The sequence below is a fragment of the Maledivibacter sp. genome, from assembly GCA_025210375.1.
Taxonomy (GTDB): domain Bacteria; phylum Bacillota; class Clostridia; order Peptostreptococcales; family Caminicellaceae; genus JAOASB01.
In genome coordinates this window covers 117,003-138,846 of record JAOASB010000023.1, presented here as the reverse complement: position 1 = coordinate 138,846, position 21,844 = coordinate 117,003, and the positions used below count along the sequence as shown (strand labels likewise).

At 32.5% G+C, this 21,844-nt stretch carries 16 protein-coding genes; 10 read left to right on the top strand and 6 right to left on the bottom strand.

Going from position 1 to position 21,844, the window contains the following annotated elements:
- Positions 1-15: 15 nt before the first annotated feature.
- Together N4A68_08280 and N4A68_08275 are read right to left on the bottom strand one after the other, a co-directional pair.
- Positions 16-558, bottom strand: coding sequence for a flavodoxin family protein (locus tag N4A68_08280; GenBank protein MCT4564307.1), 543 nt, complete (start codon positions 556-558; stop codon positions 16-18).
- 346 nt (positions 559-904) lie between these two features.
- Positions 905-2,563: a hypothetical protein gene (locus N4A68_08275; protein MCT4564306.1), complete on the bottom strand. Its 1,659-nt coding sequence runs from the start codon at positions 2,561-2,563 to the stop codon at positions 905-907.
- Positions 2,564-2,752: 189 nt separating this feature from the next.
- Between N4A68_08275 and N4A68_08270 the strand changes: the two genes are divergently transcribed.
- The 8 genes from N4A68_08270 (at position 2,753) to N4A68_08235 (ending at position 14,718) form a co-directional block, all read left to right on the top strand.
- The gene (locus N4A68_08270) at positions 2,753-3,580 is read left to right on the top strand and encodes an AraC family transcriptional regulator (GenBank protein ID MCT4564305.1); all 828 of its coding nucleotides are present in this window, start codon (positions 2,753-2,755) and stop codon (positions 3,578-3,580) included.
- Positions 3,581-3,873: 293 nt separating this feature from the next.
- A complete protein-coding gene (locus tag N4A68_08265; protein ID MCT4564304.1) occupies positions 3,874-4,281 on the top strand; it encodes a DUF2000 domain-containing protein in 408 nt (135 codons plus the stop codon).
- Positions 4,282-4,488: 207 nt separating this feature from the next.
- Complete coding sequence (locus tag N4A68_08260; GenBank protein MCT4564303.1) at positions 4,489-6,195, top strand: methyl-accepting chemotaxis protein; 1,707 nt, start codon at positions 4,489-4,491, stop codon at positions 6,193-6,195.
- An 809-nt stretch (positions 6,196-7,004) separates the two neighbouring features.
- Positions 7,005-9,044 carry a methyl-accepting chemotaxis protein gene (locus N4A68_08255; GenBank protein MCT4564302.1) on the top strand — a complete coding sequence of 680 codons (2,040 nt, stop codon included), beginning with the start codon at positions 7,005-7,007 and terminating at the stop codon, positions 9,042-9,044.
- A gap of 320 nt (positions 9,045-9,364) precedes the next feature.
- Positions 9,365-10,753 (top strand): sigma 54-interacting transcriptional regulator, encoded by a 1,389-nt coding sequence (locus N4A68_08250; GenBank protein MCT4564301.1) that lies wholly within the window; start codon positions 9,365-9,367, stop codon positions 10,751-10,753.
- A 249-nt stretch (positions 10,754-11,002) separates the two neighbouring features.
- Positions 11,003-12,985, top strand: a complete 1,983-nt coding sequence (locus N4A68_08245) for a sodium:solute symporter family protein (protein MCT4564300.1) — start codon at positions 11,003-11,005, stop codon at positions 12,983-12,985.
- 94 nt (positions 12,986-13,079) lie between these two features.
- A complete protein-coding gene (locus N4A68_08240; protein ID MCT4564299.1) occupies positions 13,080-13,847 on the top strand; it encodes a cyclase family protein in 768 nt (255 codons plus the stop codon).
- Positions 13,848-13,890: 43 nt separating this feature from the next.
- Complete coding sequence (locus N4A68_08235; GenBank protein MCT4564298.1) at positions 13,891-14,718, top strand: 3-keto-5-aminohexanoate cleavage protein; 828 nt, start codon at positions 13,891-13,893, stop codon at positions 14,716-14,718.
- 156 nt (positions 14,719-14,874) lie between these two features.
- Here the strand turns inward: N4A68_08235 and N4A68_08230 are convergent, their stop codons facing one another.
- A complete protein-coding gene (locus N4A68_08230) occupies positions 14,875-16,551 on the bottom strand; it encodes an MBL fold metallo-hydrolase (protein MCT4564297.1) in 1,677 nt (558 codons plus the stop codon).
- 531 nt (positions 16,552-17,082) lie between these two features.
- Here N4A68_08230 and N4A68_08225 point away from each other — a divergent pair.
- Positions 17,083-18,231, top strand: coding sequence for a hypothetical protein (locus N4A68_08225; protein ID MCT4564296.1), 1,149 nt, complete (start codon positions 17,083-17,085; stop codon positions 18,229-18,231).
- A 213-nt stretch (positions 18,232-18,444) separates the two neighbouring features.
- Here the strand turns inward: N4A68_08225 and N4A68_08220 are convergent, their stop codons facing one another.
- Complete coding sequence (locus tag N4A68_08220; GenBank protein ID MCT4564295.1) at positions 18,445-19,092, bottom strand: hemolysin III family protein; 648 nt, start codon at positions 19,090-19,092, stop codon at positions 18,445-18,447.
- Between the two features lie 165 nt (positions 19,093-19,257).
- Here N4A68_08220 and N4A68_08215 point away from each other — a divergent pair, with 165 nt between their 5' ends.
- Positions 19,258-19,815: a DUF1836 domain-containing protein gene (locus N4A68_08215; protein MCT4564294.1), complete on the top strand. Its 558-nt coding sequence runs from the start codon at positions 19,258-19,260 to the stop codon at positions 19,813-19,815.
- 82 nt (positions 19,816-19,897) lie between these two features.
- On the opposite strand, the gene yyaC is transcribed toward N4A68_08215, so the two are convergent.
- Both yyaC and N4A68_08205 read right to left on the bottom strand, forming a co-directional pair.
- On the bottom strand, positions 19,898-20,461 hold the full coding sequence (gene yyaC / locus N4A68_08210; protein ID MCT4564293.1) for a spore protease YyaC: 564 nt from the start codon (positions 20,459-20,461) through the stop codon (positions 19,898-19,900).
- 196 nt (positions 20,462-20,657) lie between these two features.
- Positions 20,658-21,509 (bottom strand): DUF4438 domain-containing protein, encoded by an 852-nt coding sequence (locus N4A68_08205; protein MCT4564292.1) that lies wholly within the window; start codon positions 21,507-21,509, stop codon positions 20,658-20,660.
- Between the last annotated feature and the right edge of the window lie 335 nt (positions 21,510-21,844).

Below are 21,844 nucleotides of genomic sequence, written 5' to 3'. Positions count from 1 at the left end.
GCAATTCCTCAATTACTATAGGTTAGTACCTAGAGATTTAAATCTGTTAAGTAGTTTTTCATCCTTAAGTACTTCGTTACGCTCATATGCTGAAACGGATTCATCAAATAGTATTTCCCAATCTAAAAACTGAGATATACAGACAAATTGTTGAGAGATCAATTCATATTGAGGATTTGAAAGTTCGCCGGCGCCAACGGATAATACGCCGATTTTTTTGTTTTTCAATGTGTTAAGATGCATGGTACTGTAAAATTTATCAATTACGATTTTTAATTGTGCAGATACGCCCCACCAATATACAGGAGTTGCGAAAATAATCATATCTGAGTTTACAAGTTGAGTTATAATTTCTGAACTATCATCCTTTAAAACACAGTTACCATCATTTTTTCTACATCCCTCACAGGCTAGACATCCAAGTAGGTTTTTCTTTGTTACATTGATGGTTTCAATTTGATGCTTTCCCGATAATTCAACTCCTTTTGATAGTTGTTTTATTAATGCAGAGGTGTTACCATCTGACCTCGGGCTACCATTTAATACAACGATATTCATATTAAGAGTCCTTTCTTCCCTATGGGATTATATTCTGATTATCATTTTAATGATATGTACTAACACTACATAGAAAGTATAGAGAAAAGAAAACTCAATGTCAATAATAAAAGAATTTACAGGAGTCAATAATAGACAGCTAAGCAGGGTACTAGGAATTGGACGAGGGATAGTGGAGAGGGCTACTTTAAAAGGAAAATAAAATGACGGGATATTTAAGAGTGGCGAAGGAAACGTCCCCAATCCACGCTGTACGCCGAAAAGAGAGCCAAGTCTTAATGACTTTTAGCTCTCTTTTTAGACAAAAGGCAAATTTCCTTTATTATAACCGTCAGTTCGCTATCTGCTAATCATCTAAAAGAATTTCTTCTAGTGATCGAGTTGTAGAAGTGGGTAGTACTTTTAATGGCTTTGATATAGCTCGTGGAAACTCAACAGATTGATAATATACGATTGTTTCTTTTTTACTTAAGTCAAGGGAGCCATCGGTATTGATTGGAGTAATTTCACCCGTTACCTTATATCTCATAGCATCCTTTGTTAGAAATACCATAATACAGTCATAACCAGCATTAATAAATCCCTGGGGCATTTCAAATGTCGATGTCCATTGATAATTCTTGCTATCTGTATATTCATCATTATTCTCAGTTATTTTGGTTTTTTTCTGAGAGTAATTCAAGGCACCTGTTAGCCAACTAGCGAATTTTAGCTTAAGCCCTGCTGAAAAACCATGAGAGCTTGAAACGACAGAAGAGTGGGAAGTAATTGTTGTAATATTCTTATCACAGGAAATCTCTTCTGTAACCCCCTTTGAAATAGATGCTATGGACTCAGTAGACAAGTCAATTGCATAATTACTATCCACTAGTGGACTCTCAACAACAGTAAATAAATAGTTTCTCCCTTCATGGTATACAGTTTCTGATGCACCCTTAGGGAACAATTCTATAGGCTTGTTAAGTTCAATCTCAGTATTATTGTTGATATATTCTATATTCCAAGGCAAAGTAACTGCTTTGGTCATAGGCTTATAGAATTTGAATTTTACTTTTGTACTTCCATTTTTATTATAGGGGAAGTAAATCTTATTATTTACATTCGCCCACTCCTCAAGTGAAAAGTGTCGAGTTCTACCATTAGCAAATTCTACATGAGGTACTTGACAGTAGGGATAGTAGTTACTTTCGTCCGCAGGTAGTTTCCCCTTTGGCATTGGGCCAGATGAATTATCCCATTCTACAAGTATGGCATTACACTCTTTACATTGCAGCCAATTCTTATGAGCGTTGCCTCTTGGCTCAGCCCGGCTTCGGATAATCTTAGTATAGCCTTTATTCTTATCTTCTGTTGAATATTTTAAGTATATCTCTGCCTCAATATCATACACTTCATAATCCTTAAATATGTAAAAATCCGCAGAATTACATAAATCATATATTGATTCTAAGGGAATATTAAATTTTTTAGTTTGGTTAGTTATTATAGAGTTAATGGTGGTCTCCTTATTACTGCTACTATAATCCTTTGAATACTGATATCCTAAATTAAAGACTTCTCTACTTTTACTCTCGCTTATCTCCTTTAAGACCTTTGCATCAACACTAAATGATTTATTCGTTTTAGTTATATGAGAAGTTGAATGCACATTTTTCTTAGTATATTCATTGCTAATTGAACTGATCTGACCATTTGCTATGGATTGGATTCTATATAGTTCGGTATAGCTATGATTTGACGAAGCCCCTTCATCTTTCTTAATACTATTAATTTTAATAAAATATTCTTCTCCATCAATAGTAATAGGTTCTGGTTCTTTATCATATCCGGCGAAGCTACTTTTAAAGCGATATTCTTCGTCTTTTACGAATTCTTCCTTAGCCTCGTCATAAGTATAATATTGAATCTTTCTTGAGATATTATCTCTATCTTCTGCAAAAGTAGCTATATTTAATTGGGTAAAAATAAGTAGGATTATTATTATGTAGCAAAATATTTTTTTCATAAACATCTTCTCCTTTCTTGAACCCTCAAATTTTATATAACTTTTTACAATTATAACATATTTTTAGAATATTTACTATATTTTGAATTCGTTGAACACATTCCCAAGTCCCACGTTGTTAAATAGCAATTATTTACAATACAATATGTTAGAGTTGAGGTATAATTTAAATATGGAGGGAGTATTATTATGGGTTTAAGAGACCATTTTAGCTATATAAAGACCACGGATTTACCAGAAATTAGAATATTAAATGCATCGATTTGTGATTTTAAATATATAAAGCATTCCCATGATGATTATGCAATTGGTATAACTACAAAGGGCTATCAATCATTTTTTTGTGATGGTTCATATTATAAAGTTCCTAAAGGTGGGATTATGCTCTTTAATCCTGAGGAAGTTCATGATGGATATAGTCAGTATGAGGATGGTTATAGTTATTATATGATATATATACCTAGATCCTTTTTTATGAATATTGTGAAAGAAATTTTCGATGAGAAGATTAGAGATTTTTCTTTTCAAAAGACTGTAGTATTTGATGACTTATTGAGATATAAACTAACTTCATTAGTCACTGCTGTAAATAATAAAGAAAATAATTCATTTCTCGTTAATGAATTATTCGTTGCAATGGTCGAAGCATTATTTGATAGAAATTCACATCATTCATCTAAAGATATTATCCCTTCTAAAAGAGATAGCCTAGTAATTAAGGCCACCAATTTAATTGATGAGACCATCTATGAACCCCTTACTTTAGAAGAAATTTGTAGTGAACTTAATATTTCAAAATATCATTTTATTAGAATCTTCAAAGGGCAGGTGGGAATGACACCCTACCAGTACATGTTAGATATTAAAATGAAATTAGCTTGTGAAGATTTAGAATATGGAGAAGATATACTAAAAGTTGTAGATAAATATGGATTTTATGATTTAAGCCATTTCCATAAAAGATTCAAGAAAGTTTTTGGAGTGACTCCATTGGAATATCAGAAATATATGATTTGAGGGCCTAATTTGTTATTGAGGTGAATGAAAATAGAGAAAAATTATTGTGATACTTAGTTAGGGAATTAAATAGGCAAGAAGCAGATAATATAATTAAGGAAATAAAAGAGTTTACAGGAGCTAGTAGTCAGCTTATTAGGGGTGTAGAAATTAGGTCAGGGATAGTAGAGAGAGCTATTTTAAAAACCAAATGAATGATGAAATAGTTAACGGGTCAAATGTGGCAAATGAAACGTCCCTAAGCCACATGCGATTTCTTCAATTATTTAATTTGAAAGGATAGGTGAAGTTATATGAAATTTGATACTAAATTAGCTGTAATTTTAAAGGAAGACTTACAGGTTTGGCAAAAACTAAATATTACGGCATTCTTAATGAGTGGAATTGGTGGGACACAAAATATTATTGGACAACCATATATTGATGATAATGGAGTAGAGTATTTACCTATGTCAGGGCAACCCATAATGATTTATTCAGATAAAGGGAATTCTATGATGAATCTATTAAAAAAAGCCTTTACTAAAGAGGTTGTAGTCACTATTTATACTGAAGAACTTTTTAATACTTTTAACGATGATGATAATAGGGAAATGGTTTCAAAATTTAAAACCGATGAATTGAATTTAGTGGGTATAGGTATCTATGGAAAGAAAAATCATGTGGATAAACTTTTGAAAGGCTTTGAACTACATAAGTAAAAGTGCCCCCAGACCATACAATCTTAAACTGTATGGGGCACAGGTCATAAGCTGTATGGGACACAAGTCACAAGTTATATATTTTTATTGACATATAAATAGGAATTAAAGTAGAATAGTGGAGCATGGTAAAATATGCAAAAACTTAAAATTACGAAGAAACATATTCATTAACATCCAGGAAAACGTTAAAGGAGAATCTATAAGATGAAATTTAATTTATTAAGAAAAATCAGTATCCAAAAGAGACTTATTATAGTTGTTTTGTTATTCGCAGTAATTTTTTGTGGTATGTCTGCTATTCAAATCTATAATATGAAGCAAATGAATGAAGATGTAGATAAGGTAGTAAATGAAGGAACAAATGGAATTTTGACTGCTGAAAGAGCCAATTTTTATATGCATCAGATTATCATTAATTTTTATCGCTCCACCACGGGAGATGAAAAATTCATTAAAGCAATGGTTGATAATTGTACATATGTAAGGGAAGCATTAGGTGAATATGAAAAAACTGCAAAGACAAAAGAAAATAAGGAACTTCTAAGTGAGGTTAAATTGGCTTTTGCCGATTATGAAGATGTTATTGTTAAACTTGCTAAGCAATTACGTGGAGGTATGAGGGATAAAGAAATTATTAAATTTTTGAATGAACAAAATACAAAAACGAAAGCAGATCGAGTGATCGGTGGTATAGATAAAATTGTAAAATATAGTGAGACAACTGCAAATTCAAGTAAGGACATATATTTCAGTAAAGTAAAAAATACAATTTTAATGATGATTATAGGGGTTATAGGTGTACTAATATTATCTGTATATATAAATTTTAGTGTGAGTTTATCAATTATAGTTCCTTTAAAAGAATTGGTGAAAAACATTAATTATGTTGGAGAAAATTTAGATATGACTTATCGTTTTAAAGATGATAGTAAAGATGAGATTTCATTAGTAAAAGATGTTTTAAACATTTTTATGGAAAAGTATCATCATATGATGTATAATACCAACCAAAATATAAAGGATAGTGTGGGAAAATTTCAGGGAATCGTATCTGCATCACAGCAGAATATTAAAAATGTAGAAATGTATGTAAATGATGCCGTTCTAAAAGTAGATCGTCTTGGAGAAACAGTAGAAGTTGAATTTAATACCATCAAGGATGTAAACGAAGCTTCACAAATAGCCGCCACAAAGGGTAATGCCGTTTCTCAGGAGGTTCAGTTAGCCACAAATTATACTAATGAGGTTGCTGAATATGTACAAGATACACTTGAACTTTCTAAGCAGGTTGTGTCCTCATCGGAGCAGGTTTTTGAGAATGTAGGTATGCTTTCTGAGAAAATAAGTAATATTCAAGGATTCGTTGAAGTTATTACTAATATTGCAGGACAAACAAATCTTCTTGCATTAAATGCGTCTATTGAAGCAGCTAGAGCAGGGGAAGCTGGTAAAGGGTTTGCTGTGGTCGCTGAGGAAATACGAAAACTTGCGGAGGAGACCAATAAAGAAGCTGAAAATGTAAAATATTTGTCAGAGGATATTATTTCTGGATTTAAAAATGTAAATGAAGTAATTATTGAAAACTCACAGTTTTCTAAGAAGGCTAGTAAACAATCCTTACTTACAATGGAAAAAACTCAAGAAATTTCGACTCTTATGGGATCTATTATGCAGATATCAAAGGAGATGTCGCTGTTAGTGATAAAGCAAGCGGAAGCTAGTAAGGATATGGAAAAGCTTATAAAAATCACAAATGAAGAGATGAGAAGTGCGGCTTCTTCAGTTGAAGGTATTAATAAGGAAATAGAAGAGGTAAGTAGTGGTGAAGAACAAATTATACAAGCTTCTGAAAGCTTAATGGCCATAGTTCATACAGTAGATAAGTCAATGGATGAATTTAAAATGAAGTAGGAATTTATTAGTTATAGATATTCTAGTTAAACAGTTAATTTATACACATCAAAAATCCCTAGAATCATCGGATATTTTGAGATGTATAAATTAAGTTTAACTTTTGGAAATCTATATAGATATTCCAGTTAAACAGTTAAGCCAAATTTAAAACTTTATAGATATGTACATTACAGAAATTAATAAACCTTTGATTCGGTCTCAAATGAATCAAGGGTCTATTAATTTGTCGGAAAATGATAATATATTTATCTAAATTGCAAAAAAAATAAAGGAGTCACAAAAAAATTGTCGAATATAATAATTATATTGCATTTGACTTATATTGTAATTTTATACACTAATTATGGGAATATTCATACCTTTATAAAATAATTTTGTAGTATATTATCTTTATTTATTAAAAGTCCAGTCATTTTTATAAGTGTTTTGATATCATTAATTTCTTGATTCCATTGCAGTTTGTTAAAAGATACATAGAATATATCACGGTTTTTTACCTTCTACAGTAATTTATAAACAACCTAGCTTTAATATTTTTTATTCTAAAATGTTATATTAAGGGGTCTATTGGATTATTTGATTAAAGAAATTTTTTGTCCTTTTGTCGATATAAATTTATCCAATTTATAGAGGGACCAGTCAAAACTTTAATTTATACATATAAAAAATCCCTAGGAATAGGGGATATTTGGATATGGATAAATTAGGATTTACCCTAAATCCTTTATACTAACATATATGGAATAAAAGATATTTCAATAAAAATCTTTTTTAAATAAATTACAAAGAGTAAATGGAGGATTGCTATGAAAAAACAAAGATTAGCTTCAAAAAAGACCACAATCAAGTTTAAGCTAATTGTAGTGCCCTTGGTAGTTGTATTTATAGCACTTGTAGTTATAGGGGGGATCTCATCGTGGTTTATGCGACAAAGTCTTTTAGATCAAATGAGAGAAGATGGTTTGGCTTTAGCAAAACAAGTAGTAGAACAAGCTGAAAACAATACATTGTCCCTGAAAATAATTAATAGTATGTTAGAGGACAAAATTAGAGTTGCTGGAGAAACAGCAATTAGAAATAGTGAAGGTTTGACTAGTGAATTACTAAAGAAAATTGCAGAGGGTACAGGAGTAAAGGAAATATACTGGTATAACTCCAATGGTGAAATAATATATTCTACTGTTGATGGCTATTTAGGTTGGGTTGCTCCAGTGGGACATCCTGTTGATGATTTTAGAAAAAGTGATAAAAATGAGTTGATGGAAGAGGTTAGGAAGGATACAGACTCTGATAATTATAATAAATATGGGTATTTAAAACATAGTGATGGTAGCTTTGTGCAAGTTGGTATTAGGGCCAATAAAGTTGAGGAGCTAACTCAGCGATTTAATTACCAAAGCTTGACGACTCAGCTTCAAGAAAAAGAGGGTGTAGTATATGCAGCAATCATTGATGAAAAGTATCAAGTGCTTGCCCATAGTAATGAAGATAGAGTAGGAGCAGTAATTGAAAATGAAGGGGTAATAAATTCAGTTGATTCAAAGGAAAACTATGCAATGGAATACTATTATGAACCTGCAAAGCAAAATGTATATAATGTGATTATGCACATTTATACAGAAGGCGAGTATGTTGATTCTTTAAATATCGGACTTTCTGTTGAAGGTGTATATGATGCTATTGATCGTAATATAATGATTATAGCTATTTCAGGAATCATTGCTTTTATAATATTAATTATACTTTTATTAAGCTCTTCAAATTATGCAATTAAAACCATAGTAAAGCTTAAGGAAATTTTAGACCATATGGCGTCAGGAGATTTAACAAAGGAATTATCTCAAAAGTATTTACAGAAAAACGACGAGCTGGGGGATATTTCAAAATCAGTCAATACTACTAAAGATTCTATTAAAGAAATGATTAAAGCTATAGCAGATACATCGGCAAGTATTGCGTCTTCATCGGAAGAAGTAGCCGCGACTAGTGAACAGACTGCCCTCACTTCCAATGAAATCGCAAGAACCGTAGAAGAAATTGCAAGTGGAGCCACTGAACAAGCTAAAGAGACTGGCCAGGGGGCAGAAGATATTAGCGTTTTAGTAAAATTTATTGAAGAGAACCAAAACCTTATGGGTGATTTAAATAAAGCATTAGAAAAGGTAGAAAGACTGAAAAATGAAGGAATTGAAACTCTAGAAAAATTAGTAGAAAAAACAAATCAAAGTCAAGTTGCATCTAAAAATGTTTATGATGTGATCATAGAGACGAATAATAATGCTGAAAGAATAGAAAATGCGAGTCAAATGATAAAGAACATAGCGGATCAAACCAATTTATTGGCCTTAAATGCAGCTATTGAAGCTGCAAGGGCGGGGGATGCAGGTAAGGGCTTTGCAGTTGTGGCAGATGAGATTAGAAAATTAGCAGAGCAATCTAATACATTTACCGATGAAATATCAATGATTATTGAAGAACTAAGTGATAAAACAGGTATGGCAGTAGCAAATATGAATGAAGTAAGTGATATAGTGTCTCAACAAACTAACAGTGTTAAGGAAACAAATTCTAAGTTTGAAGGAATTTCAAAATCAATTGATAGTATTTTAGAAATATTACTAAAGCTAAACAAATATGGTGAAGAAATACAGAGTAAAAATATTGGGATTATTACAATGATTGAAAATCTTTCTGCTATTTCTGAAGAGAATGCGGCGGGGACTGAAGAAGTCGCGGCTTCTGTAGAGGAACAAACGGCGGCTATGGCAGAATTGTCTAATGCATCGGAAGCATTAGCAAAGTTAGCTGAAGAAATGCAAGGTAGTATATCCAGGTTCAAATATTAGAGATAAACAACTTCAAAGTTGAATAAATTTCACAGAAAAAATGTAGGGGCATTCATTATTTTCTCTAAAATCTATATAGAATAGATTCAATATGTTTCTATAATAAAGGACAAAAATAGCTAAAGTTGATGTCGTTTTTATAAAGAAAATCTAATCAAAGGTTCAGGGACTCCATATCCCTGAACTTTTTTTATAGCTTAGCAAGATTTGATCCCTATTATTATTTGACTGCTGTACCTAAGAATAGTATTATAAAAACAAATACCTGAATATTATGAAAATAACAGGATTAAGAAATATGGTGGGGAGGTTAAATACTATTGGATAACATAAAAAAAATAAATCCCCGAATATTAAAATTGATAATTGAACAATTAGATGGTGTAGTTATAACAGATGCAAAGGGTAGATATATATATGTAAACGACGTATGGTCTGAAATCATGGGAGGAATAAAACTAGAGGAAATCAAAGGGAAATATGTTCGTGAAATTGTTCCTGAAACCATGATACATACTGTACTTAAAAGTGGGAAGCCCATAACGGGACATGTAATAATAGCAAGGGGATCGATTGAAAGAGAAGTTTTTTCCTCCTATATGCCTGTGATAGAAAATGGGGAAGTTGTCGCCGGCTTCATCCATGTAATAATGAGGGGAATGAAGGATGCCCTTAATTTTTCATCTAAGGTAAATGCCATGATTCATCAATTAGAATATTATCAAGAAGAATTAAGAAAAATAAGGGGGGCAAAATACTCCTTAGATAATATCGTAGGCAATAGTACTGAGATTATTCATATGAAAAAATTGATAATAAGTGCAGCTAGATCAAGATCGACTGTATTGATAGAAGGTGAAACCGGGAGTGGAAAAGAATTAGTGGCCCATTCTATACATAATTTAAGTGTAAGAAAAGCATCCCCTTTTATAAAGGTGAACTGTGCCGCAATACCAAGGGAACTATTGGAAACAGAATTTTTTGGTTATGAAGGTGGAGCATTCACTGGAGCGTGTAAAGGTGGGAAACAAGGTAGATTTGAAATGGCAAATGGGGGCAGCTTGTTCTTAGATGAAATTAATCAAATGCCCTATGATCTGCAACCTAAGCTTTTGAGGGCCCTCCAGGAAGATGAAATAGAAAAAATAGGTGGTAAAGGAAGTATTCCTATAAATGTGAGGATAATAGTTGCCAGTAATGTATCCTTGGAGAAACTTATTAAAGAAAGTAAGTTTAGAAAGGATTTATTTTATAGGCTAAATGTGATAAAAATAGAAATACCACCTTTAAGGAAAAGAAAGGAAGATATACCTTTGATAGCGGATAGCTTATTAGAAAAGTTAAATTTCCAGTTGGGTATGAGCGTACCCGGGATATCTGAGGAAACTAAATATAAGCTTATGGAATATAACTGGCCTGGGAATATTAGAGAGCTACAAAATGTAATAGAAAGAGCTATGAATCTTGCCTGGGGAGAAGAATTGAAGTGGGAACATTTTTGTGACTATTTTGTGGGTAAAAATACTGTTAAAGCTAAGTTTGATAATAACAGAAATGGATATATGATTAAAAGCTTAAAAAATGATTTGGAAAAAGAGACCATAATAAAAGTTTTAGAAAATTGTGGTGACAATAAAACTAGAGCGGCTAAGAAATTGGGAATTTCGAGAACTCTATTATATAGAAAATTAAAGAAATATAATATATAGGGTTATATGTTAAGGTGTGAATAAAAGTTGACGTATACAATTGTTTACAGCCCTTGGTGAAGTCTTTAATACCAATATTTATGATAAATTTTTTGAAAAAAGTGTGAACTTTTGTACCCATTAATTAATATGAAAAATTGTGTATGTATCTCCAAAAGTCTTATATTATAAGGCTTTTGGAGATACATATTTTTTTGGCATAGTACTTGCAAAATACTTATATTAAATAGAACGAAAGGAGTGATTTAGTTGACAATTAGTACTACGTTACTGGTTATGTTTGTGGTATTTGCAGGGGTTTTGCTATATGGAGGATATGCTACTAGAAAATGGATTAACGACTCATCAGACTACCTTCTTGCGGGAAGAGAAGTCAGCCTTATTATTAACATGTTTGGAGTAGCAGCTATTGGATATGCGGGTACATCAATAACATTGTGCCCAGGTTTTATGGTATTGTTTGGGGTTAAAGGAGCATTATCATTTGGGGTAGCTTACTTGATAGCAGGGCTAATGTGTTATGGACTTATTTTTTCAAAATTCATAAGGAGATGTGGAGCCCAAACACTTCCAGAATGGTTGGAGATGAGGTTTGACAGCAGAACAAGGACGATTGTAACAATATCTACTATATTAGGACTTTTGGGAATATTAGCAAACAATATAGTTTCAATGGCAATTACAGTATCTGGTTTTACTGAATGGAATTATCTAATCACTACTTCTGCAATATTTGCGATATTTTTGATATTCACATATACAGGAGGATTTTGGGCGGTTACTCTTACAGATTTTTTACAAATGATCATTGGACTTATAGCATTGCCTACATTGCTAATATCTCTAATGATAAAATTCGGAGCTTTATCTAGCGCTATTGCCAATTGGCCAAGTGGCCTTGGACTCATGAACAGTGGTATCACAGGTTTATCTATGCCGGAAATGAGTTTAAAATACCCAAGTGTGTTTACAATGTTTTTATTATTTGGAATGTTTCTTGTTTGGGGAAACAACTACTATTGGCTGAGAGTAGCATCATGTAGAAGTGAGAGGGTAGCAAAACGTTCTTTCATTTATGCATCATTGTTATTGTTTTTTGTAATGTATGGGATTTTATACATAATAGGAATATATTCGGGAGTAAATCAAGCTCATGTTTTTGCAGGAGGAGTATCCCCTATGGCGGCCTTTGGAGTATCCTTGAGGGCAGTACCCACATTGGCGGCAAGTTTTGCACTGTTGGGAGCCTTAGCTGCATCAATATCTACAGCCACAACGGCACATATGGGAGCAACAAATACAGCTGTTAGAGATATATACGCCAAACTGATAAAACCAAATGCAAAACCTAAGGAATTAGTAAGACCAGCTAAAATAATAATGCTTACCCTTGGCATCTTAGTATGGTTCTTATCCTTTTATCCTGGGGGACCATCCTATCTATTTGCATTTGCAAATTCATGGCTCGGGCCACCTGCAGTACTAGTATTTTATGGAGCATTTTGGCCAAGAGCTACTAAAGAAGGGGCTTTCTGGGGAGCAGTAATAAGTATATGTGCCATGATGGTAATAACAATATTAGATTTAACAAAAATTTGGTCGATTACACAATATATGCACCAAGGAGTTTTTGGATTAATAATTACATTGGTATTAACTACGGTTATTAGCTTGATGACAAAACCTAAATATTATGGGGAAAGCTATTGGAAAACAGTGGGAAAACAAACTAATAGGAATATTAAATTAAGTGAGGACGATGAAAAAGTATTAGGACTAATAAGAAAGGGTTTCAATACAATGGGTGAAATTACAGATTTACTTGCAGTGGATTCGGGCATAAGTAATAAAGTTATAGAAATATTGGATCAGAATAGATTGATTCAAAGAGATTCATTAAGGGGATCAGGTTTTTACAAATTCAGTATCACCAAGGAAGGAATCAATATGCTTCCTAAGCTTTCAAAGGAAGATGCACTATTACTTGAAAAGGGGCTTACTAAGGATGAATTATGTATTTTAAAGGCAATAAAAAAAGGAAAAGAAGAACTGAATAATTTTGTAAATAAATCAGATTTAGATTCATTAAAGTTTTCTGTATTTGCTTCAAAATTAATACGAAATGGATATCTAAAAGAGGGGGGATTGTTAAAAAGAACTATTGCAATAACTGATAAGGGCAGTAGAGTGGTGGATAATATTATTTCTGAAAAAGTAGATAATGCTAATTGAGCAAATTATATAATTACATTTTATAAAAGGTGGGAAACTTGGAATTTAGAATAATCAATATATACCGAGTACATGGATAGAAAGGAGTAGGATAATGGGTAAAGTAAAAATTGTGGATTTAGCTGTAGCTACAGATCCAGAAGCAATGGAGCCTGAAAAAGCAACCTTTAAAAGGATTTACCATGAAGAAGGAGCAGAACAAGCAGCAAAATTTTTTAATCTGAAGAAAGAGGATTTTAAGGATGGATTGTTATGGGCAAATGGAAGCGTAACATTGGGGGAACATACGGGTACACATCTAGATGCACCCATACACTATGCTCCTATGTCGGAAGGAAAGCCTTCTAAGACTATTGATGAGATACCATTAGAATGGTGCTATGGAGATGGTGTAGTTCTTGATTTTCATGAAAAAGAAACGGGTTATGCAATAATGGAAGAGGATATCAAAAATCAATTGAAGAAAATAAATTATAGATTAAAACCAATGGATATAGTTTTAATAAGAACTGATAGTGACAAATATTTATATGATGAAAGATATTTTTCCATACATCCCGGTATGTCGGCGGAAGCAACTAGATACTTATGTAGGCAAGGAATAAAAGTAATGGGCATAGATGCTTGGGGATGGGATATACCTTTTAGTAAGGCGGTAGAAAAATTCAAAGCAACAGGCGATAATTCAGTATTGTGGGAAGGTCATTTAGTAGGAAAGGAGCATGAATATTGTCATATAGAAAAATTAGCTAATTTAAAGGAACTTCCAGCTTATGGGTTTAAGGTAGCTGCTTTCCCTGTTAAATTAAAGGGTGGAACTGCAGGTTGGTGTAGGCCAGTGGCTATAATTGAATATAAATAGATGTTGACACAGCTATTATTATGTTTATTTGAGGAGGAATAAAATGGAGAAATTGATTATTACCGTGGCCCCAACGGGTGCTTGGCCTACTAAAAAAAATAATCCCAATGTTCCTATTACACCAAGGGAAATTGCAGAGGATGCATATAGATGTTGGAATGCTGGGGCATCTATAGTTCATATACATGTAAGAGATAAAGATGGGGCTGGAACCATGGATAAAGAATTATTTGCAGAAGCTGTTAAATTGATTAGGGAGAAATGTGACATAATAATAAATCTAACTACATCGGGAGAATTAGGAGCTACGGATTTAAGAAGATATGAGCATCTTATTGAATTAAAGCCTGAATTTGCATCCTTTGATTGTGGGTCCATGAATTGGATGAATAAGGGAGTTTTTTTAAACACCCCTTCCTTTTTAGAGAAATTGGGAAATGTAATGATTGAAAACAATATCAAACCAGAAATAGAATGTTTTGATTCAGGAATGATTTATAATGCCTTATACTATATTAAGAAGGGTATAATATTAGAACCACCTCATTTTCAGCTTTGTCTTGGGGCTCCTAGTGGAATGACTGCAGAGATAGAAAATCTAGTATTCCTAAGAAAACTATTGCCTAAAAATGCCACATGGTCAGCCTTTGGAATAGGATCAAAACATATGCCAATACTGTATACGACAATTGCTATGGGTGGGCATATTAGGGTTGGTATGGAAGATAATGTATTCTATTCAAAGGGCGTATTAGCACAGTCAAATGCACAGTTTGTTGAACGTGCAGTAAGGGCAGGAAGAGAATTTGGTAGGGAAATAGCAACTCCAGATGAGGCTAGAAATATACTAGGTATAAAAAAAGCACTTTAATCAATTGGATTTTACAATTTTGCCAATATAGGGTAACCCCTTGATTTCATTGTATTAATTAAATCAAGGGGTTTTATTATAGGTTGTTTTATGCACAAAACTCTGACTAAAAGTGAAGGAAGTCCATATTTCTGAGATTTTATTTAGTATTTGTTTTTAAAATGGACTATCATCAACGAGCCTATCATTAAATAAACTTAGGAATTTATAAAATTCTACTATACTACCATCTATCTTTAAATCACCCTTGAGCAAAGCCCTACTAGGTTTGATAATATCACCGATTATTGACTTCCATACAATTGAACTACATATTACTGTAAAGTTTAGTTTATCTAGTATATAGGGCTCGACTATTGCAACTCCAGAGCGGACATTGACTGTGTATATTTGCTTAAGATCCGTAAAGTCAAACTTAGCAGCCATATATACATTCAAACTTTTTTTAGGATTTAGGTTGATAGCCATTAGCTTTAAGATAGTCATTATTTCAAGATTAAGAAAGATTGATTCATCGGTTTTAAGTGGGGGCATAGTAAGCTTACCTGCTACTTCTAATGCTTGTGTTAGGTAATAATTCCTTGCAGGAGCATTACCTTGGATTAGACCAAGGTTCCAAAGGGCTTTGGATTTCATATGTATTGCTTCTTTACGATAGTTTGGAAGTAAAAGCAGTTGATCCGTAAGCTCCAATACCCATTGATAATCCCTTTGTAGAAATGCCTCTTGGGTTTTCATGAAAAGAGCTGTTTCACCGCCGGAAAGACGAGCAAAACGGTTCGCTCTTTCCATCAGTGATAAGGGAAACAAATATGTGGCATTTCCGTTGAACCAGCCAAGGTATCCGTAAAAAATGTTCTTGATACACCACTCTATATTTCCATAAAATTCTCTAAGATATGGTTTATCTGCTAGACGGGATGGAAGACTTACTGTTTTTACAAGTTCGTCGGGAGTAAGTCCTTTATTAATTCCCCTCAAGGTTTGATCATGTACATACTGTATTGCATCTCTATAATCCGATAATACCCTATTGATTTTTTTTTGGCCTACAATTGGGCGTGTATGACATGGTATTAGATACTGAGACTGAAGTCTTCGCAGCAGTTCAACACTAGAAGCCCAATTATCTGGATTTCTAAATTTTGTACCCCGTATGGAGTATAGATTTGGGAAGGATTTATAGTAAGTATCTGCACCAATAAGTACTCCCTTATCGGGAAGCCATACCGCAATTTCTCCATTGGTTTCACCTGGTGTAGGAATAAGTTCAATGTTTAATCCAGCAATTGTTACCCTATAGATTTCCTTTGAGAAGGTTTTATTTGGAGGAATATAAGCTACTTGTGTATCATTATTTAAATATAAGAAAGGGCCTATTCCATCGTTTATAAATGGAGGTGTTTTTAGAAAAGTTCCAAACATGGCCATGGATCGTTTATAGATTGCCCTTGAAACCATTGCAACTCTGTTCAGTTCTTCCACTGTTTCTTCTTGGGTATATACATCGACTTTATTGTTTCCTGCAAAGACGCCAGCACCACCGATATGGTCACTATGGTAGTGGGTATATATGATTGCTTTGACAGGTTTTGATGTGATTTTATCAAAGGCTTGTTTTACGGGAACAGCAGCTTCTACGCTTTCTAAGGTATCTACGATAATCACGCCATCCCTTCCTTCCAGTAGTATGGAATTAGCTAGGCCATAACCAATAGCCACATAAACATCCTCAGTTACATTTAGAATTTCCTGCTTGAACTCAGTAGAATGCCTAGACAACTCCTTAGGTGTTACAGGAGAAGAATTTTGATTCACAATATCATAATTCATATAAAGAACCTCCATTTTATTACCTACAGTGGGTAATCTATTTACTATAAATTTAGTCTATTGATATGAAAAAGATGTTAAATTATAGAAAAAATTTATATATTTAAGGAAGTTATTTCTTGACTTAGCTATGTCATAAATACAATATAGAAGAAAAAATGAGTTGAATAGTAAAAAACAACTAAGTTATTTGGAATCATATAGTTCAAATCTAACCGATTGGTTAGATTTGAGATTGTACAACTAAATATGTGGTACAATAATCTGTAATCACTATGCCATGAAAAGATTAAAGGAAGACTTATGAAAAAGTTTATTTTATTTGTACTGATAATAGTATTAGTATTATCAACTGTGGGCTGTACTAACTAGCCTGCTAACACAAAAATAGTATATCCCCATGTTTGTGTTAGCAGTATAGAAGATATTTACCTTTTAGAAGGAAAATATACTTGGAAAACCAATGTACTTCTACCAGTTGAGATTATTGATAAAAAATAACACTATAAAAAATTGAACAGGAGGATTAAGATGAAAAAATATTTGAGTATATTATTAATTATTGTATTAATGTCCATTATGGTAGTTGGGTGTTCGCAAAAACCAAATGAAGCAACGAATAAAGCATCTAAGGAAGTGCCTAATGAACAACCTAGTGAACCTGATTCAAACACACAAGTGCAAGCTCCAAATAATAATCAGAAAGTTAACCTAGATGATATATTATTGATGCTTGGAAAAGCAGGAAGTGATGTAGAAGCTTTATATGGACCATCCAAGGAAAGTGAACCGCAGCAAGGAGAGTACGTTTATGAGAGCTATTCTAGAATAAAGTATGATAATCATATATTATTTTTAGATGACAATGAAGAAAAGGTATATGGAATAATTTTTAATGAAGGAATTAATGGAATAAAACCAGGGATGAAAGTATCGGAGCTTGAGAAATTGTTAGGAGCTGGAACAAAGAAGGTTAGAGACTTTGCTGAAACAGAGATACCCTTTATAGAGTATATATTTGATAGTTATAAGGTAGGTTCTACTGGTAAAACCATCCCCCTTGCACTCCAAGCCTATGTTAGCCATGAAGGGAATGTTTCCCATGTTATGGCCGTAACTAGGGAATATTCTGAAAATTTCAAGATTCAACAAAATAAGTGCTACGACTCAGCATTGTATCTTTTAGGAGAAACTAAAGAAATAGTCATTGCAGAAGAGTATACTGAAGGTGAATATGTTGATCACGGTGAGTGCAAACCATATATGTCATATAAGTTTGATAATCACCAGCTTTTATATCACTTTGACTATGGAGAAACGGCGGTTGAAAAGATAAGTCTTAAAGTAAATTATGGAAGCGAAAAAATAGATGAAGTATCTTTAAATGGTATTACTTTGGGAATGAATGAAAATGAGGCATATGCATTAGCTACTGATAAAAAAACAAAAAAAGGACATGCAGAAGAAGTTACATATGAGTATACGGTATACAAAATCAATGGATATGATACTGCAATCGATGTAGAGAATGGTGTAGTAGTTGGCATTACTGTTGAGGGTGAAGAGGTTGAAGTAAAGAGTGAAGTTAACAATAATACCACTTATGAGTTTTCAATAGATGATATGAGAGATGCTTCAGCATATAAGCCTGTACTTTTGTTGAATAGAATTTATATATAGCAAAATATCCCATGTTTCTAGGAAGTCTTGATATGTATAAATTAGGATTCACCCCAAAGTAGATATTTTCTATAGAAGGTGATTATGCAATTTACTCAGCTAGTTATATAAAAAAAGGCAAAGGAAAAATCATTTGATTTTTCCCTTGTCTTTTTTTATATTTTACATATTAATGATGAAAAAGATTTAAGGATATCATAAAATATATGTCATTTAAGTTATTATGTAGTTATAAATCATAAGATAATGCATAAAGCTTCCAAGAAGAATAAAAATATGAAAAATTTCGTGAAAGCCAAATTTCCATATTTTAATATTTTCAGATTTTGTACCATAAATAACCGCCCCTATGGAATAAGATATTCCACCAGAAAGCAATAGCACAAAGCCCATGCTTGGTAAAAGTCTGTATAGGGGATAAATAACAAATATAGCGGCCCAACCCAATACAAGGTAAAAGCTAGTGTACAGCCATCTTGGGGCATTTAACCATAGGATCTTAAGAACAATTCCCAAGAGTGCCAGTGACCAGACTATACTTAGAAGTACATAGCCCAGTAAGCCCTTTAGGGTAATAAGGCATATTGGGGTATAGGAAGCAGCTATTAAGACATAAATCATGATATGATCAAGTTTTCTTAATATATTTAAGGTTGTATCTGAAGCAATACACCAATGATATATTGTAGAAGCAGAGTATAAGCCTATTAAGCCTAGACAAAAGATAATAGATGCTGAGACCTTTGTAAAGTCATGAGTAGGCAGTGAATTTATCAGCAGCATGACTAAACCTATTGCGGATAATATTATGCCTAACAAATGAGAAATAGAGTTAATTGGTTCTCGAATTTCAACTTTCATAAATACACCTCCACATGTAGTTTTCAATACTACATTATATAATACCAATATCATACAGCTTAAATTCATAAAAGTCAAATAAATAATTTGAATTACTTTAAAATCTAGTATATGATACTATATGATGGCATATGACGTTTTGAATGAATATAATGGAGTGATTTTATGAAAAAATGTGAGAATCTTTTATCCCATAGTAAAATAGAAATCAAAGATATTCCCAATATAGATCTATATATGGATCAGTTAACGGGATATATAGATGCAGCATTTGAGAAATTAAAGATTTATGAAGATGAAAAAATATTGACTAAAACCATGATAAATAATTATGTTAAAGCAAAGGTTATAGATAAACCCGTGAAAAAAAAATATAATAAAAATCAAATTATGGAACTTATTATGATCTATCATCTGAAAAATATACTTTCTATCGCTGAGGTAGGTGAACTATTTAGAATTCAAAAAGAGCAGTGGGCTAAAGGCATTAATCAGTATGAAGACGGAACCATTGAGATGGGAACTAATCCTACAGAAGAGATATATAAAATATTTCTTGAGGTGCAAGATGAGGTTCTTAAAGAAGCTGAAATTAATTTTGAAGAAAATATGAATCCTAATAAAAATACGAATAAGGATGATATCATGAGATATATTCTAAAGCTAGTTCTCAAGGCAGATATCAATAAGCGTTTAGCTGAACTTTCTTTAAAAGAACTTTAAGCTAAAGTTAGATATCAAAAACTTTCTCAGAAATGATATATAAAAAAACCTTTGATTCATACTGAAAGGGAATCAAGGGTTTTTATAAACTCATATTATAGGATACAAGGTCTTTATCAGTGTCATATTTCAACTCGTCAATGGCTAAGATTATTGATAAAGATATTATTTTAGACATTTTGTATATATCCCCTAGCCGTATTTTATGATCGTATATATCAATGTCCTCTTGTCTTTCCCATGTTGTGCCAACTATGGATACATCACCGATCGAAGGTAAATTTTTTAAAAAACCTTTGCCGGGGGAAATAGGTCTATTAATTATTTGTATTTCACCAATTTTATTGCCTTTATTAGCATCAATAGCTATAACGAGAGTATCTTTTTGTAGTTCCTTTTTAATTCTTTTTTTAAAATTTAAAGCATGTAGAGGAGATTGTAGTGTACCAACTACCTTTATATTATCTAATATTATATTTTCCGATAGTATGGTTCCTATCATAGGACCTAAACTATCGGGAATAATTCTATCGGTACCAATACACACAATGTTGATTTTTTGATTTGGTTTGATAAAGTCTTTAAGATAATTTTTTAGATACTCAATGGAATTTTTATCCGATGTATTTATTAAAAGTTTATCCATATTCCTATGCCTCACTTTATATATTATATGGTTATAATTATAAACAATATAGATTGTACACAAGAATGACGATATACAATAATTATAACATAGGAAAATACTTTGATAAACAATTTTTTAAATTTTAAGAATATTTGCAAAGACATGGGATTCAAATTGTTTACTTAATATAAAACAACCGAGCTATATTGCCCGGTTATTTTATATAATTTTTTATATTAGCAGTATTATCAATCATGGCTTCAATTAATGTTTTTTTACAAGATATAAAGGTTGCTACACCTGGGCCATGACCAGCTTTTATACAATCACTATGTATGATGACACCGATGGTTACCGAACCCTTAAGATATCCTCTACCAAAGGTATTGTCACAATCTTCTAGTAAAACGAAATCACCAAATCTTAGCTTATCTATACCTAAATCCTTTATTAAAGCCTTGTCCTGGGTCATTATATCATAGTCACCAGAGTGACTGTTCATACTACCAATACCAGATCCCATTAGTACAGCCGGTATCTTGCAGACTACTGGGAATTGCAGCTTACCATTTTTTTCTGTAATGGGAATTCTTGAAAAAACATTGGGATCAATGCCTGTCATTGTTATTTCAGGATAATCAACCAACTTAAGACCTTGTCCGTGGGTTTTTATAAGAATTCTATCGTCAACTGCCATTTTCTCCATATCCTGCTCACTAAACTCTATAATGGTATGCTCAATACCTCCATGTCCACCTAATACATATCCAGTCGCTCCTTTAGCATCTCCCGATACTACCTTTGCAAAGTTACCAGGGCATGCGAGATTCATCATTGCATCGTTTTCAGCCTTGGTTTCATTTCGTATTGAAACACTAGGTTCAACATGGTCACATTCCCATCCAAAGGCAGGATCACCCACATGGACATTATAGGTTATGCCACCGGTAGCGGGTAGTACCCTAGGTTCTCCTTCATAGGAAACTCGATAATTCTTTCCTAAAGGGTGATGGATTTTTCCTTGTACGGATTGGATAACTAGTTTTTCCTTATTAGTTTTAATCATACTTTTACCTCCTCAGTTACTATCCTTAGACAAGTGAGCAAATTGCATAATTACCTTCTATAAAAACTATTTACTATATATAGTTCAAGAACCTTCAAAGCTATACCACCAAATATGTTATATCTTAAATGTTCAAATTAAGGATGATATTCCCATATTAGGCCTAGCCAAGTAAGAGTTATGCAATCTCCTCAAGTATGTATTTATTTTGTAGTCGTAGTAATTATAACATAATAAATGAAGTTATAATGTCAGAATATTGATTTTATTATAGAGATTCCAGTCAAAACTTTAATTTATAAATATCAAAAATCCCCAGAAACATCGGATATTTT